The organism is Pseudomonas sp. (assembly GCF_050739935.1).
GTDB lineage: Bacteria > Pseudomonadota > Gammaproteobacteria > Pseudomonadales > Pseudomonadaceae > Aquipseudomonas.
Genome location: NZ_JBOICF010000039.1, coordinates 26,132 through 40,006, shown reverse-complemented (window position 1 = coordinate 40,006; position 13,875 = coordinate 26,132). Strand labels below are relative to the sequence as shown.

Below are 13,875 nucleotides of genomic sequence, written 5' to 3'. Positions count from 1 at the left end.
CTCAGCGTTTGCTCGCCAGGTATTCAGGGTCCAGGACCTCTTCGGGGGTCTTGACGCTCGCCCCCAGAATCGGACCGACCATTTCATGACCCCACAAGCTCAGAGACTCAGGGTTGAGCTCGAAGGGATCGCCCTGCCACGGTTCGATTTCGGCGATGGTCTCAAAGGCAAAACCCGAGGGCGTGAAGTGATAGAAGGAAAGGTGCGGATCCTGAGTGTGCTGGCCGAGGGTCATCATCATCTGCAATTCACGTTTCTTGACGATATCGTAGGTTTCACCGACATCGCGAATGCTGTTGACGAACAGGCCGACGTGCTGCACCCCCATACGCCCGGCACCGTGGCCATAGGCGATGTCATGGCTGGTGTGGTGATTGAGCTTCGAGCGGAAGAACCCTGTGCGGCCTTTGCCGGCACCGGCGCCGTACCAATGGAACCCCATGATGCGCGTCAGGAAGTCTTCCAGCTCGTCGGTGTACTCGGGCGTGATGACGACCACATGCCCGGCCCCGCGTTCGTTGGCAAGAAAGCCGCCATGCGGGCGGCCCGGGAGGAATGAACGCGGGGTCCACTTCTGGCCGTAGAACAGCTCGTGCTGATAGCCAACCGGATCACGGAAGCGGATCAGTTCGCGAACGCCACGCTGTTCGCAGAGTGCGGAATCGCCGCGGGTGATCTCCACGTTATTGGCTTCGAAAGTCTTGATCGCGGCATCGAATGCCTGTCGGCCCATGGCCTCCCAGCCGATATAGGCCAGGCGGTCGAGCTTGCCGGGATGGAAGGCAAAGCGATGACGACGATCGTCGATCTTGAAATACAGCGATTCACTGTCGCTGGCAGGCGACGGCGCAATACCGAAGCCCATGACCTGCGGCCCATAGTCGCGCCAGGCGTCCAGACTCGGCGTTTCAAAACCCAGATAACCGATACCGATGATGTCCATTGAGTGCACCTGTTGTTCTTGTTGGGTAGGCGTCGGTCAGATAGCTAACAGACCGCCGTCGATCACGATATCCGAGCCTGTGATGAATGAGGCTTCGGCCGATGCCACGAACAGCGCCATGGCAACTACTTCTTCCGGTTCGCCGGGACGGTCCATCAACACGCCGTCGAGCAGCGCTGCACGAACCTTCGGGTTGTCCATGAAAGCAGCGGTGCCCGGCGTGGCGATAAAACCAGGGCTGATACTGACCGCGCGTATCCCGACCGGCGCGCCTTCAACGGCCAGTTGCCGGGTAAAGGCAATGACCGCGCCCTTGGCGGCAGCATGGGCGCTGATGCCTGCGACTTTTGAACCGCCCCAGCCTGCCGTCGAGGAAATATTGATGATGACGCCGCGCTGTTCAGCCAGATGATTCCAAGCATATTTGGTGGTGTAGAACAGCAAATCGATTTCGTTGCGCATGGTGAATTGCCAGTCCTCGATGGACAGCTCGCTCACCGGCCCGAATTTCGCCGCCGAAGCGTTGTTGTACAACACATCGATGCGGCCATGTTCCTGCACGGCTGCTTCGATCCAAGCCTTGGCTTGCTCAGGATCTCCAAGATCGACGGGTGCCGATCCGTGTAATTTCAGCCCTTCTGCACGCATCAGCGCGGCAGTTTCCTCGTGCGCGCCGGCGTTGGTATCACACCCCACCACGACTGCGCCTTCACGAGCGAATTTCAGCGCCGCGACGCGACCCTGTCCACCACCGGTTCCGGTGATCAAGACCACTTTTTCCTGCAAACGACCTGCCATCCTTTCCTTCCCCTGTTCATGCCCACACGGTTGTTCGATTGCTGACGGCAAAAGCGTCGTCAGGCAAAGACTCAGGCAGCGTTGTCGGGAGTGTCGAGAGGTTCTAGCCAGATCGCTTCGGCCGGGCAGGCTGCGGCGCCTTCGCGGGCTTCCTCTTCAAGCTCAGGAGGCACTCGGTCATCATCAAGATAGACCAGTCCATCGTCGTCAAGCTTGTAGATGCTGGGGCAAACGGCCGCGCACAGGCCATAGCCGCAGCAGCGTGAACGGTCGGCCACCACTTTGAATTGCGCTTTGTCTGAACTCATTTCTTGTCTCCCTTGTAGGTTCAGTTGCGCCAATAATGAACACTTTCATGGCAACTGTAAATATTTCATCCGTTTGCCATGATCTGAAACGCCACGTTGCTCGCTAACTCCCGCTCTTGAGCGTTTTTAAAGCGTCCGAGCAGTGCTAACGCGTGTTCTGCACGGGTCTAATCGCGGGCTTTTTCGGCGCATTGATGAACATATATCGAAATTATGTCTATTATTAAGCGGTGATTCCGCTTGCGATCGCTGGACAGCTATCCCCAGCTGCCATATTCTCGATCCGGAACGCAGTTCTCGAACGGAAACTGCCGTATCACTCGCACGGTTTGCACGCTCCGACGCCTGGCTCAACAAAACCTATAAAGGAAGCCAATACATGACCTCTTCGAAAAACGAAGCGGCGATCGATTTCAGCGAATTTCGAAGCGCCTGGAAGATCCTCATTCTGTCCGTGGCCGGTGTCGCGATCAGCATCAATGCCGCGCTGCTGTATGGCTTCGGCACGCTGGTCGTGCCGTTGAATCAGGCGTTCGGCTGGACCAGGCCGGAATTGCAGGCGTGCATCACTTTCCTGTTTGGTGGCGCCGTCATTTCCCTGCAACTGGTCGGCTGGTTCAACCTTCGCTACGGCATCAAACGCGTGACGGTGATCTCATTGCTGTTGCTAGTGCTCGGCTACCTGGCGACCACCCAACTCACTCATTCGATCTGGTCCATGTATCTGGCGTTCGCACTGCTGCCCATCGTCGGCATGGGCACGCTCGCGGTGACATGGACCCAGCTGCTGAGCCTCTGGTACGAGCGCAATCGTGGCCTGGCGCTGGCGATCGGCTTGTCGGGCACTGGCCTGACAGCAGCCATCGTCCCGCGCCTGATGACCTGGGGTATCGAACAGTGGGACTGGCGGGCGGCTTTTGTCATGCTCGCAATTCTGAACCTTGTGGTGCTTCTGCCGCTGACCCTGCTCTGGTTTCGCTTGCCGGGTGTCGAAGCCAGACAAACTGAGAACGCAGAGAAAGCCGCTGACCATCTGTTGCTCGCCCTCCCCGGCATGAGCTTTCGTGAGGGGATGCGCTCCGGCAAGTTCTGGATCTGCAATCTGGCCCTATCGCTGGTGGTGTCCTCGGTAGTTGGCATGGTCACCAGTACTATCCCGCTGTTGCAGTCCAAAGGGCTGAGTGCCGCCGATGCCGGGCTGATCTTCAGCGGGTTCGGGATCTCCCTGATCGTCGGCCGGATGTTGATCGGCTATCTGCTCGATCGGCTCTGGCCGCCTGCCGTGGCTGCCGCCAGCCTGATGATGCCTGCCGTGGGCTGCATGATTTACCTCAGTGGAACCACGGATTTTCAGCTGCTGTTGATGGCGGCCATGCTGGTGGGTTTCGGTGCAGGGGCCGAGTTCGACATCGCCGCTTTTCTCGTCGCGCGCTACTTCGGATTGCGGGAATACGGCCGACTGTTCGGCGTGCATCAGGGCTTGAACACCGTGGCTTCGGCCCTCGCACCGTTGCTGTTCGCTTTCATGCTCAGTCGCAGCGGCGATTACTCGGCGATGCTGGTGTATTGCATGGCCTGCTGTCTGATCGGCCCGCTGTTGCTGCTGATGCTGGGACGCGCACCGCGCTTTCAGGGTGCTGCACTGGCAGCCCAATCCTGAACGCCCGTTGCCGCTGTCAGCGCCAGCCTTTCGTGACTTGCCCAACAATAAAAACCAGAGGAAACCCGCATGCCAGTTCTGACCCTGATCGAATTCAACGGTACTGAACACCGCGTCCACGCCGACATTGGCCAATCGGTCATGCAGGCCGCCAATTTTGCCAACGTCCCGGGCCTGCAAGCCGATTGCGGTGGTGCCTGCAGCTGCGCGACCTGTCACGCGTTCATCGACGATGCCTGGCTGGCACGCGTCCCTACCGCCGAAGAAACGGAATCGGACATGCTCGATTACGCCTGCGGCCGGGCCGAAAACAGCCGGTTGACCTGCCAGTTGATCGTCAGCGACGCACTCGACGGTCTGGTGCTGCGGTTGCCGGAATCCCAGTACTGAGCCTGTTTTCCGATAATCAAGTTCAAGGAGTTGTCATGTCACTTGCCTCAATCGTGATTGTCGGCGCAGGTCAGGCGGGCTATCAGGTCGCCGCTTCGCTGCGGCAGGAGGGTCATACCGGCCGTATCGTCCTGGTTGGCGACGAACCCGGCCTGCCTTATCAGCGCCCACCCTTGTCCAAGGCATACCTGCTGGGAAAGATTGCAGACACCGCACTGCTGTTTCGCCCGGCCGATTTTTTCGCCACGCAGAACATCGAACTGATCCACGATCAGGCGACCGCCATTGACCGGCTCAACCGCCGGGTTCTGCTGGCCTCAGGCGAAGCGCTGAGCTACGACCATCTGGTGCTGGCGACCGGCGCACACAACCGCCCGCTGGCGGTGCCCGGCGCGCAACTCGAAGGCGTCTTCGGCATCAAGACCAAACTGCACGCCGACACCCTCGCGCCCTTGGTCCATGCCGCGCGAGACGTGGTGGTGGTGGGCGCCGGGTTCATCGGTCTGGAGTTCGCGGCGGTGGCCGCAGCCCTTGGAGCCAACGTACATGTGCTGGAACTGGGCGACCGCCCTATGGCACGTGCGGTATCCCGGGAGATGTCCGAGGTGTTCCGCAAGGCTCATGAAGGCTGGGGGGTGCATTTCGATTTTCGCCAGGGGCTGGCAAGCATTGAAAGCGACAACGGCAAAGTCTGCGCGGTGATCACCAGTGACGGTCGCAGGCTGCCAGCCGATCTGGTGGTGTTCGGCATCGGCGTGATCGCCAACGTGCAAATCGCCAGTGAAGCAGGGCTGCACATCGAAAACGGGATCAAGGTCGACGCTCACCTGCTGACCAGCGACCCGCAGATTTCAGCGCTCGGCGATGTCGCGTGCTTCCCCTGCCTGCATAACGATCAGCAGCCGATCCGCCTGGAGTCGGTACAAAACGCCGTGGATCAGGCGCGCTGCATCGCGGCTCGCCTCATGGGTAAACCTGCTGCCTATGAAGCCCTGCCGTGGTTCTGGACCGATCAAGGCCCGCTCAAGCTGCAGATCGCGGGACTCTCCACCGGCTACGACAGCAGCGTGATCGTCGGCTCGCCCGAAACCTCACAGTTGTCGGTGCTGTGTTTCCGCAACGATCAGTTGATCGCCGTTGAATCCTGCAATCGTCCGGGCGACCACATGGCAGCCCGCAAGATCCTCGCCCGTGCGCCCCACCTGACCGCGGCACAAGCGGCAGCGCCGGGGTTCGAACTCAAGGCATGGGAAGTGGCCAACAGGCCCTGAATCCGAACGGACTTTTACAGGAGTCGAACGATGAGCAAGGTCTGGATGATCACTGGCGCCTCGCGCGGGTTGGGTGCGTTCATTGCCAGGGCTGCCTTGGCCGCTGGCGACCGCGTAATGGTAACGGCCCGTCGTATGCAAGCGCTGGACGAGTGTTTCACTGAAGGCCCGGATCAGCTGTTCAAGCAGGTGTTGGACGTCACCGATCCGCAGCAGGCAAACGCCGCGGCGGATGCGGCATTGACGCATTTCGGGCGCATCGATGTGCTGGTCAATAATGCCGGCTACGGACAGCTTGGCCCGTTCGAAACCAACACTCAGGCGCAAGTGGAGCGGCAATTCCAGACCAATGTGTTCGGCGTGTTCAATATGTGCCGCGCGGTGTTGCCGGCGATGCGCAATCAGCGCAGCGGCCAGGTGTTCAACCTGTCGTCCGTCGGCGGTTTGATTGGCATGGGCGGAGCGTCGTTGTACAGCGCATCGAAATTCGCCGTAGAGGGTTTCAGCGAGGCGCTGGCTCAGGAAGTCGCCAGCTTCGGGATTCGCGTGACGCTGGTCGAACCGGGCGTGTTTCGCACTGACTTCCTCGACAGTAGCTCCATGGCGTTCGGTGCGCTGTCGTTGCACGACTACGCAGCGTTTGTAGACAAGCTACAGGCCTCTTGCGCGGCCGGTAACCACCAACAGACAGGCAATCCGGCAAAACTGGCGGACGCGCTGATCGCCCTGGCCAACGCTGAAACCCCGCCGCTGCGCTACCTGGCCGGCAGCGATGCCTACAGCCAGGTCAACGCGAAGCTGGTGCGCATGCGCGACGAAATCGAACGCTGGCAGGCGCTGTCGGCTTCAACCGACGGGTTTTGAGTTCGGGCGGAACAGGCGGGGTTCGGGCCCCGCCTCCACCGCGTCAACCTGCAATGAAGTACCGGACCGACAACAGCCCCTCTTCGAACCGATACAACTCGATCGTGTCGATCCCCGCTTCACTGCCGATGATCGCGTTGCGGTGATGACAGGCCGCTTCGTCACCCTTGATCACCACCAGTTTGACTTCTATGCGGATCCGCGGCTGTTGCTGCGTCCACATACCTTCAAGCACCTGCCAGGCGTCCCGTTCGGGCTGGCCGACATATTCGATGCTAAGGCCTCTGCTGGCGACCTGTCGGTAATGCGCGAAGAACCCTTGTTTGTCACCGTTGTTCCAGCACTCGACTTGCCCGTGCAGGAAATGCTCGATGGTCTTTTGATCGGGAATAGTCATGGATGAACCTCGAAAGATGATCAGGTCGAAGGCGAGCGATAGAGCGGCACGGACCCCAGGGTCAGCATCACCAGCGGCGCAATGACGGCACACCCCAGGCAATAGAAAAGCACCGGGCTGTAGTTGCCGAACAGGGTAAACAGGTGACCGAACAGGGCCGGGGCCAGGCCGGAAATGACCGTCACCAGCCCCAGATGCAAGCCAAAGATGCGCGCATAGTCACGAAGCCCGAAATAGCGCGCGATCATGAACGCAGCAATATCGAATTCAGCACCGGCACTGAATCCGATGCAGATCGTCGCCAGCACCAGCAAACCAATGGCCTCGGGACCACTGAACATGAACAGCAGGCACCCCAGCGCGGGGACGCAAAGACTGGCGGCAGCGATTACATGGGGCGCGAAGCGATCCAGCAGATACCCCACCAGCAGCCTTCCTGCGATGATCGAGATGCCGAAACTGCTGAAGATCTGACTGGCCGTCAGGCTTGGCACGCCCTTGTCCTGGAGGTACGGCACGATCGTGGTGACCATGCCGACGATCAACGATACTGAAAGAATCAGCGCAAGATTGCAGCCCCAGAACACCCGCGTACGAATCGCAGCGGCAAACCGCAGCCCCTCGACGACGGGTTCGGATCTGGACGTCTCTGCCGCGGTCGACGACGCAGGAAACTTCAGCCACGCCAACGCCATCGGCAAGGTCAGCAGCAACGGCATCGCCGCGAGCAGGATAAACGCCGAACGCCAGCCCCCGAGATGGATGGACCAGGCCAATAGCGGCGGCATGATCATCGCAGCCAGTCCCGATCCGCTGAGAATGACCGCCAGGGCCACGCCACGGTGGCGCTCGAACCAGAGGCTGACCAGTTGGGTCCAGGTAATGGCGATGGTGCCGAGTGCCAGCAGCGGCATCACGAAGAACGCCAGATACAACCAGTAAACGCTCTCGCCGAGCATCGTCAGCGACAGATAACACAACACCTGCAGCACAAGGCTGACGAGGGCCACCCGGCGCAAGCCATAGCGGGCGTACAGGCCACCCAGCAGTTGCGAGCCGATGGCGACACCGGCAAACAGAAACGTGATCGATGTCTGCAGTTCGCCGCGACTCCAGCCAAATGCGTCCTGCAGCGGAATAACCAGCGTGCCGAAACCATACAGCAGCGCGGCGCTCATGCTGGTCAGCACGCCCGCCAGCCCCAATACGACGATGCGCCAGCCCCGGTGGAACTCGCCCGTGCTGACGCGGCGCGTCAATGAATCCTGTAAAACGGTCATGATCATGCTCCGGCGTCAGGCAGCATCGTCGCCCGGCGCATCGAAAATTAATGGGCGTTTTTCAGTGAGGCATCGATCTTCGGCAGCGCCACCATGGTTGCGCCACCGTCCACCAACAATGAAGTTCCGGTGATGTACGACGCCTCATTGGACGCCAGGAACATCACCGCCGATGCGATTTCCTCGGGCCTGCCGACCCGTGGCACAGGGAAATTCGATGCGAGTGTGTCCGGCAGTTCATGGCCCAGGGTTTCGTGCATGTGATCGGTGCCGATCAGACCGGGCTCGACCACGTTGACCAGGACGTTGAGCGCGCCCAGTTCCACTGCGAGACCTCGGGCGAAAGCGTTCATGAAGGCCTTGGTCGAGCCGTAGGGAATCAGGCGCGGGGTGTATTTGCGATTGGCTTCGCCGGAAGAGATGTAGATCAGTCGCCCCTTGTCAGCGGATCGGGACAGGTGCGGCGTGGCATCCTTGGCCAGCCAGAACAGCGCCTGTACATTGCTGCGCACGATGTGATCGAAGGTTTCGTCGGCCATCTCGACGATCAGGCCGCTGCTGGTGTCTGCTGCGCAGTGCACCAGAATGTCCAGTGTGCCGAATGCATCGACCCCGCCTTCGATCATGCCTTTCACTGCAGCGCGGTCAGCCACATCGCCGCCGACCAGACACGCAGCGGCCCCTGCGGCCTCGATCAGCGCCACCGTTTCCTGACCACGGCTTTCAGTGCGCGCGCTGACGACGACCTTCGCGCCTTCGCGGGCAAAGGCCAGGGCGATGGCCCGTCCCATGCCACGCCCTGCACCGGTCACCAGTACCACTTTGTCTTTGAATCTCATGAGCCAGACCTCTTTATTATTGTGTTTGGATCAGTGTTACGACGGGCTTATGCCCTTTGCCGTAGCAGCACCGCTTGCCGGCGGTGGCGTACTCAAGCTCCCTACCAGCGGCAACTCGGGCTGCTATGTGTTCCCTGCGTCAGGACTGCAGGCGATCTACAGCAGGGTTCAAATATCCGAACCCTCGACGTTACGCGACGGGCCGTTGCGGCGGTCCGACTCGCCCCACGCCAGCCAGCGATCCGGCTCGCGGGTATCGCCCACGCGGCGCCAGCGTCCTTCCTGCTGTGCGGTGACCGGGAAGCCCCCTACGAAGTCGATCATTTCGCCTTTCGGATCGGGCAGATATTCCCATTCTTCCTGGCCGTCCAGGACGATTCGCGCGGTATCGACGAAGTAGCTGCCTTCCTTGTGCTTGACCAGCCCTTCGATGTCGTTGGTAACTCGCACCTCGCCCTTTTCATTGGCAAAGATCGCGTAACCGAGATGATCGTGGCCGACCATGAACGAGCCCGTGTCCCAGGTGCCGTCCTTGTACACCGTGGCGAAGGTCCACCAGATGACGTGCTTGTTGTTGTTCACCACCAGGTCTTTCTTGAAGTGAATCGCGCCGCCTTCGGCCATATAGAACTGATCCAGCGCCATCGCGCCCTTGACCGGTTTGCCGTCACACACGCCGGCGATGTCCCACACCTGAGAGACATAGAACGTTCCCCACTCCACGCCCGGCAGATACCACTGCAGGCCCGGTGCGAGCAGACGTCCTTCCAGGTTGAACAGCCCGTCTTCGCGATAGGTGATCCGCTCGCTCGACGCCGTGATCTCCCAGCCGTTGCCAGGCTCACCGGGCTGGCTGCTCCAGCGCACGGTGTCGCCTTCGACCACTTGCACCGGCTTGGGTGTCAGCGCCTGCCGGGCGATTCTCGTCTGGTCCATGCGCAGGTTCTTACCATCGACCAGGGTGGTCATGAAGAAGAATTTGGTCGGGTTCGGCGTGCCGGTCGGGGCCATGATCGAGCGCACGAACGAGTAGATGTTGCCCTCCTCGTCGCGCACGGAACCGAAGGGCGCGCTTTTGCTCAGTTGCAGACCGAAGAATCCTCGCTCGCCGGCCATGGCAGGCCCCGTTACCTTGTGCGGGCCCACCAGTTGCTGGAAGCCGAAGTCTCCGCGTTCAGGAATGGTCTTGAAGGTTTTCATGCTGCGTAATCCCTCTTTTTGTTGTTGAAATTCTTTGCTGAAAGGCAAACGGACGACCTGGCCGTATCAGTCCCAGATCACCGGCAGGCTCGACGCCCCGCGCAGTTGTGCGCCATTGATCACCGGAGCGGGTTTCGAAGGGTCCAGACGTACGTTGGGAAAGAGGTCGAGGATCGCGTTGATCGCGCAGTTGAGTTCGACCTTGGCGACGAACTGTCCGATGCACATGTGCGGGCCGAAGCCGAACCCGAATGACGGCTTGGGTTTGCGATCGATGTCGAATGCATCCGGGTTCTCGAATGCCTCTTCGTCGCGGTTGGCCGACACCACCATGCATTGCACGAACGCACCCTTGGGAATCTTCACGCCGCCGATTTCCACATCCCTGGCAGCTTCGCGGACCTTGAAGGTCGCAACCGGCTCGTAACGCACGGTTTCGTCGATCAGCTTACCGATCAGCGAGCGGTCGTCGCGCACGCGGTCCAGCAGGCCGTCGGTGGTCAACAGCAGGGTCAGCACCGAGCTGAAGGTACGTGAAGTGGTTTCGCCCGCAGCGGGCAGCAACGAGCGCACGAAGGTCGTGACCTCATGATCGTCAAGCTGACGCCCTTCGTGCTCGGCACGCAGCAAACGGCCAATCAGGTCATCGCCGTCACTGCCATCGGCACGGCGCTGGATCACGACCTTGAGAATCTCGTCATAGAGGGATTTCACCGCGATGCCCGCCAGGCGACGCGCTTCCGGCGCCTTGGCCGGATCGATCTGATTGCCTCCGACCATGGCCAGCGCCCAGGCGGCGTATTGGCGATAGGTCTGCGGGTCATCCTCAGGAAAGCCCATCAGCGCGTACATTTCACGGATCGGAAAATTGAGCCCGAAATCCATCAGGTCCGCGCGCTTGTCATCGATCATCGGGATCAGGAAATCTTCGCGGATCACCCGGTCGATCTTGCCGCGCCATTTGTTCACGGTTTCCGGCATGAACGCCGGTTGAAGCAATGCGCGAACTTTGCGGTGTTGTTCGCCATCCATCGCCAGAATGATCAGACCATCGAAAAAAGCGCCAAGGCCTTCGGCAATGAAACCACTGGTGAAGCTCGCGCCGTCACGCAGCACTGCCATCACATCCTGATACTTGAACAGGGCGAATGTCGGACGGGTTCCAGCCTGCATGCCGGCGTTGGTGGGTACGCCGAACCGGGCGATGAAATCGCCTTCGTGGACCGGCGACTGACGGCGCATTTCCCGACACAGCGCGTGAATGTCGAGGTCGGCGCCCTTGTACATATCCGAGACGGCCGAGTAAGCGGATTCGAGGTTCAGAACGGTATTTTCGCTGCTCATGCTTCACACCTTTTTCTTGTCGTTCTTATGGGGCTGTCGAGTGAATGACGCGCTCGACCGATGGTATCCACAGAGCTGTGCGCAGCGTGTTCAATTCGTTGTACCCGGGGTAAAACGAAACGTCGTCGCGCAGAAGATGCCCACAGGGATTGCTTGTTTCGGCGGACGACGGCAGTGTGTCGTTCATCGCGGCAACGGCCTGTCACGCAGCAACACCAACAACAACAAAAACCACCAGCAAGGAGACGACGGTGAAAAGCCCCGAACAGCCCGAGGTCGGTAAACTCAATACCCTCAAGCGGATTCTGGCCGCGGCCCGGCAGGCGTTCTCCGACAAGGGGCTGGCAGGCGCGCGCATCGAGGACATTGCCCAGGACGCGGGCGTCACCAAACAATTGATCCATCACTATTACGGCACCAAGGAAGGCCTGTTCGTCGCAGTGCTCGACGAAGCGTCGGACAGCATCATGTCGGAACTGCTGGGGCTTGAAGTCGACAGCCTTGAGCCGACCCAAGCGCTGCGGCGGGTGCTGAATCACTTTTTCGATCAGTACACACAAGACCCGCTGATGGGTTCGCTGGCGCTGGAAGGCATCCGTTATCACGACGCGCATCACACGCCGCGCAATCACTTCCTGGAGCAGGCGCCCCGGTTGGTGCACAAGCTCGACGGCATACTCGCGCGGGGCGCGGAAACGGGGGTCTTCCGGCAAGGGCTCGACCCGCGTCTGTTTCTGGCCACCGCCGCCTTGGTGACCACGGGCTGGTTCACCAATCGCTATTCCACAGCAGCCTTGACCGGGCTGGACACCTATTCCGAAGAAGGCCTGCGGGCATGGCGAACGCATTCGGCCGACTTCGTTCTGGCGAGCATCGCAGCGCCTGGCCCGTCAAGCGCCTAATGGGGCTTTGGCTCACTTCAAGAAGCGCTTGACCCGACCTGCAGCGATCTTGCCCGGCATACCGGTCACGCCACCACCTGGATGGATACCCGCACCGCCGAAAAACAGCCCGGCGACCGGCAGCGTCTCGCCCCCTAGCCCGGCTGCGGGGCGCATGGTGCTGGAGCGAAAAATCGATGTATCGATGTGCAACACGCACCCATTGTGAGCATTCAGACGTTTCGCCAATTCCGGGGCGGTCTCCACGCGGCGACCGATTTCCAGACTGGCGATTTCCGGAACGTACTGACTGGCGAACTCGAGGGTCTGGCGTACGGCCTGTTCACGAATGGCTTCCCAGCCCTCGCGCGGATTGACCGGCATTGCCGGCGGGTACAGATACACGATGTCCTGCCCCTCCGGAGTCTGTGACTCATCGATAGCGCTGGGCGTGGCGATCCACATCCAGGGCATTTTCGGCACCTCGCCGCGTGCGGCGGATTCGAAGTTCTCGATTACAGCTTCCGCGGTCCCCACCAGTAATACCGGGCCACGCAGGTTGAGCCCGTCGGCGCGTCTGGATTGATGCAACGGCACGCTGATCTGCCCGCTCAGGGCAATGTCGACTTTCAATGGCGAGCCGCCGTGAGCATTGGCAGGCGCCATGGCAATGCGCGTCAGCCATTTTCGTTCCAGTTCACCAGCTGTCACCATGTCCAGCGCTACCTTGGGGTGACAACTGGCGACCACCGCTCGGGCCTTGATCACTTCGCCGTTTTGCAGGCGCACGCCATTGGCTTTGCCATTACTGGAGATAATTTCTGCCACGGGCGCTTGCGTTCGCACTTCACCACCCAGTTCCTTGAAGCGCGAAAGCATGGCGTTGGGGATAGTCTGCATGCCGCCGATAGGCCGACCGATGCCGAAGCGATGAAGGAAGCCCAGCACCGCGAAGTACAAACCGCTGCCATCGGCTTTCACCGGTCCCGCGGCGCCGGTCAGGCAGGTCAGCGCAGAAATCGTCACCGGATGGACGAAGCGCTCGACGGCCGCCCCGTAGGCCGAGCCAGTCGCCAGGGCGATGATGTCCGGCTTGATCGCCTTGTGTCTGCGCAGGGTGCGGAAGGCCTTGAACTTGACGCCCAGATTCTTCTGCGCCGGGTCCACGCGCATCATCGGGTGCACGACGTCGAGCAAAGCGAAGATCACTTCGACGAATCTGACGTAGGCATCGGCGTCCTGCGGGGAGAATTTGCGAATTTCTTCAGCGGTCTTCTGCGGATCACGCCAGAACACCAGCGACGTGCCATCCGGGTGCAGGTAGACATAAGCGGGTTTCAGCTCGACCTGTTTGAAACCGTGGCGTTCGAGCTGCAACTCCTCGACCACCGAGTGAGCACGCAGCGACAGCAAATCGGCGGCGCACGGATGCACTAGGTGATTGGGTGCTTCGGGGATCAGGTACCCGGATGACGCCATGCCCCCCACCTTCTCCAGTGCCTCGAGGATCAGCACCGACTTGCCCTCGCCTGCCAGATAACAACCCGCCGAAAGGCCGTTATGCCCTCCGCCGACAATGACCACATCGTATTCGGACTTCTGCGCAGCAGTATTCATGTCAAATCCTTTTCAGCCAGCATCAGTGGCCCACACGCCGGCATCGCTCCGGGAGGTGCCGGCGCACAGGCATGAAGGCAAAA

14 protein-coding genes are annotated in these 13,875 nt (G+C 60.5%); 5 read left to right on the top strand and 9 right to left on the bottom strand.

The window, feature by feature from the left end:
* Position 1: 1 nt before the first annotated feature.
* The 3 genes from ACRER8_RS06440 to ACRER8_RS06430 form a co-directional block, all read right to left on the bottom strand.
* Positions 2 to 943, bottom strand: a complete 942-nt coding sequence (locus ACRER8_RS06440) for a VOC family protein (protein WP_431745512.1) — start codon at positions 941 to 943, stop codon at positions 2 to 4.
* Positions 944 to 979: 36 nt separating this feature from the next.
* Positions 980 to 1,741: an SDR family NAD(P)-dependent oxidoreductase gene (locus tag ACRER8_RS06435; RefSeq protein ID WP_431745511.1), complete on the bottom strand. Its 762-nt coding sequence runs from the start codon at positions 1,739 to 1,741 to the stop codon at positions 980 to 982.
* Positions 1,742 to 1,812: 71 nt separating this feature from the next.
* The gene (locus ACRER8_RS06430) at positions 1,813 to 2,049 is read right to left on the bottom strand and encodes a ferredoxin (protein WP_431745510.1); all 237 of its coding nucleotides are present in this window, start codon (positions 2,047 to 2,049) and stop codon (positions 1,813 to 1,815) included.
* Between the two features lie 379 nt (positions 2,050 to 2,428).
* Here ACRER8_RS06430 and ACRER8_RS06425 point away from each other — a divergent pair, with 379 nt between their 5' ends.
* From ACRER8_RS06425 to ACRER8_RS06410, 4 genes are all read left to right on the top strand, one after another.
* Positions 2,429 to 3,709 carry an MFS transporter gene (locus ACRER8_RS06425; protein WP_431745509.1) on the top strand — a complete coding sequence of 427 codons (1,281 nt, stop codon included), beginning with the start codon at positions 2,429 to 2,431 and terminating at the stop codon, positions 3,707 to 3,709.
* Positions 3,710 to 3,778: 69 nt separating this feature from the next.
* On the top strand, positions 3,779 to 4,099 hold the full coding sequence (locus tag ACRER8_RS06420) for a 2Fe-2S iron-sulfur cluster-binding protein (RefSeq protein ID WP_431745508.1): 321 nt from the start codon (positions 3,779 to 3,781) through the stop codon (positions 4,097 to 4,099).
* Positions 4,100 to 4,134: 35 nt separating this feature from the next.
* Positions 4,135 to 5,370, top strand: a complete 1,236-nt coding sequence (locus ACRER8_RS06415) for an NAD(P)/FAD-dependent oxidoreductase (RefSeq protein WP_431745507.1) — start codon at positions 4,135 to 4,137, stop codon at positions 5,368 to 5,370.
* 30 nt (positions 5,371 to 5,400) lie between these two features.
* Entirely contained in the window at positions 5,401 to 6,234 is an 834-nt protein-coding gene (locus ACRER8_RS06410; protein WP_431745506.1) for an oxidoreductase, read from the top strand.
* Positions 6,235 to 6,277: 43 nt separating this feature from the next.
* Here the strand turns inward: ACRER8_RS06410 and ACRER8_RS06405 are convergent, their stop codons facing one another.
* The 5 genes from ACRER8_RS06405 to ACRER8_RS06385 all read right to left on the bottom strand — a co-directional run bounded on the left by ACRER8_RS06405 (position 6,278) and on the right by ACRER8_RS06385 (position 11,294).
* Positions 6,278 to 6,631 (bottom strand): hypothetical protein, encoded by a 354-nt coding sequence (locus tag ACRER8_RS06405; protein ID WP_110950356.1) that lies wholly within the window; start codon positions 6,629 to 6,631, stop codon positions 6,278 to 6,280.
* Between the two features lie 20 nt (positions 6,632 to 6,651).
* Positions 6,652 to 7,911: an MFS transporter gene (locus tag ACRER8_RS06400; protein WP_431745505.1), complete on the bottom strand. Its 1,260-nt coding sequence runs from the start codon at positions 7,909 to 7,911 to the stop codon at positions 6,652 to 6,654.
* 47 nt (positions 7,912 to 7,958) lie between these two features.
* The gene (locus ACRER8_RS06395) at positions 7,959 to 8,750 is read right to left on the bottom strand and encodes an SDR family NAD(P)-dependent oxidoreductase (protein WP_431745504.1); all 792 of its coding nucleotides are present in this window, start codon (positions 8,748 to 8,750) and stop codon (positions 7,959 to 7,961) included.
* Positions 8,751 to 8,918: 168 nt separating this feature from the next.
* Entirely contained in the window at positions 8,919 to 9,950 is a 1,032-nt protein-coding gene (locus ACRER8_RS06390) for a hypothetical protein (protein WP_431745503.1), read from the bottom strand.
* A 66-nt stretch (positions 9,951 to 10,016) separates the two neighbouring features.
* Positions 10,017 to 11,294 (bottom strand): cytochrome P450, encoded by a 1,278-nt coding sequence (locus ACRER8_RS06385; protein ID WP_431745502.1) that lies wholly within the window; start codon positions 11,292 to 11,294, stop codon positions 10,017 to 10,019.
* Positions 11,295 to 11,545: 251 nt separating this feature from the next.
* Between ACRER8_RS06385 and ACRER8_RS06380 the strand changes: the two genes are divergently transcribed.
* Entirely contained in the window at positions 11,546 to 12,196 is a 651-nt protein-coding gene (locus tag ACRER8_RS06380; RefSeq protein WP_431745501.1) for a TetR/AcrR family transcriptional regulator, read from the top strand.
* Between the two features lie 12 nt (positions 12,197 to 12,208).
* On the opposite strand, the gene ACRER8_RS06375 is transcribed toward ACRER8_RS06380, so the two are convergent.
* On the bottom strand, positions 12,209 to 13,792 hold the full coding sequence (locus ACRER8_RS06375; protein WP_431745500.1) for a phytoene desaturase family protein: 1,584 nt from the start codon (positions 13,790 to 13,792) through the stop codon (positions 12,209 to 12,211).
* Between the last annotated feature and the right edge of the window lie 83 nt (positions 13,793 to 13,875).

Excerpts from the sequence above, each read along its gene's own strand:
- ACRER8_RS06410 (WP_431745506.1), top strand. The coding sequence starts at position 5,401 with ATGAGCAAGGTCTGGATGATCACTGGCGCCTCGCGCGGGTTGGGTGCG.
- ACRER8_RS06385 (WP_431745502.1), bottom strand. The coding sequence starts at position 11,294 with ATGAGCAGCGAAAATACCGTTCTGAACCTCGAATCCGCTTACTCGGCC.
- ACRER8_RS06390 (WP_431745503.1), bottom strand. The coding sequence starts at position 9,950 with ATGAAAACCTTCAAGACCATTCCTGAACGCGGAGACTTCGGCTTCCAG.
- ACRER8_RS06440 (WP_431745512.1), bottom strand. The coding sequence starts at position 943 with ATGGACATCATCGGTATCGGTTATCTGGGTTTTGAAACGCCGAGTCTG.
- ACRER8_RS06420 (WP_431745508.1), top strand. The coding sequence starts at position 3,779 with ATGCCAGTTCTGACCCTGATCGAATTCAACGGTACTGAACACCGCGTC.
- ACRER8_RS06425 (WP_431745509.1), top strand. The coding sequence starts at position 2,429 with ATGACCTCTTCGAAAAACGAAGCGGCGATCGATTTCAGCGAATTTCGA.
- ACRER8_RS06375 (WP_431745500.1), bottom strand. The coding sequence starts at position 13,792 with ATGAATACTGCTGCGCAGAAGTCCGAATACGATGTGGTCATTGTCGGC.
- ACRER8_RS06415 (WP_431745507.1), top strand. The coding sequence starts at position 4,135 with ATGTCACTTGCCTCAATCGTGATTGTCGGCGCAGGTCAGGCGGGCTAT.
- ACRER8_RS06400 (WP_431745505.1), bottom strand. The coding sequence starts at position 7,911 with ATGACCGTTTTACAGGATTCATTGACGCGCCGCGTCAGCACGGGCGAG.
- ACRER8_RS06435 (WP_431745511.1), bottom strand. The coding sequence starts at position 1,741 with ATGGCAGGTCGTTTGCAGGAAAAAGTGGTCTTGATCACCGGAACCGGT.
- ACRER8_RS06395 (WP_431745504.1), bottom strand. The coding sequence starts at position 8,750 with ATGAGATTCAAAGACAAAGTGGTACTGGTGACCGGTGCAGGGCGTGGC.
- ACRER8_RS06430 (WP_431745510.1), bottom strand. The coding sequence starts at position 2,049 with ATGAGTTCAGACAAAGCGCAATTCAAAGTGGTGGCCGACCGTTCACGC.
- ACRER8_RS06405 (WP_110950356.1), bottom strand. The coding sequence starts at position 6,631 with ATGACTATTCCCGATCAAAAGACCATCGAGCATTTCCTGCACGGGCAA.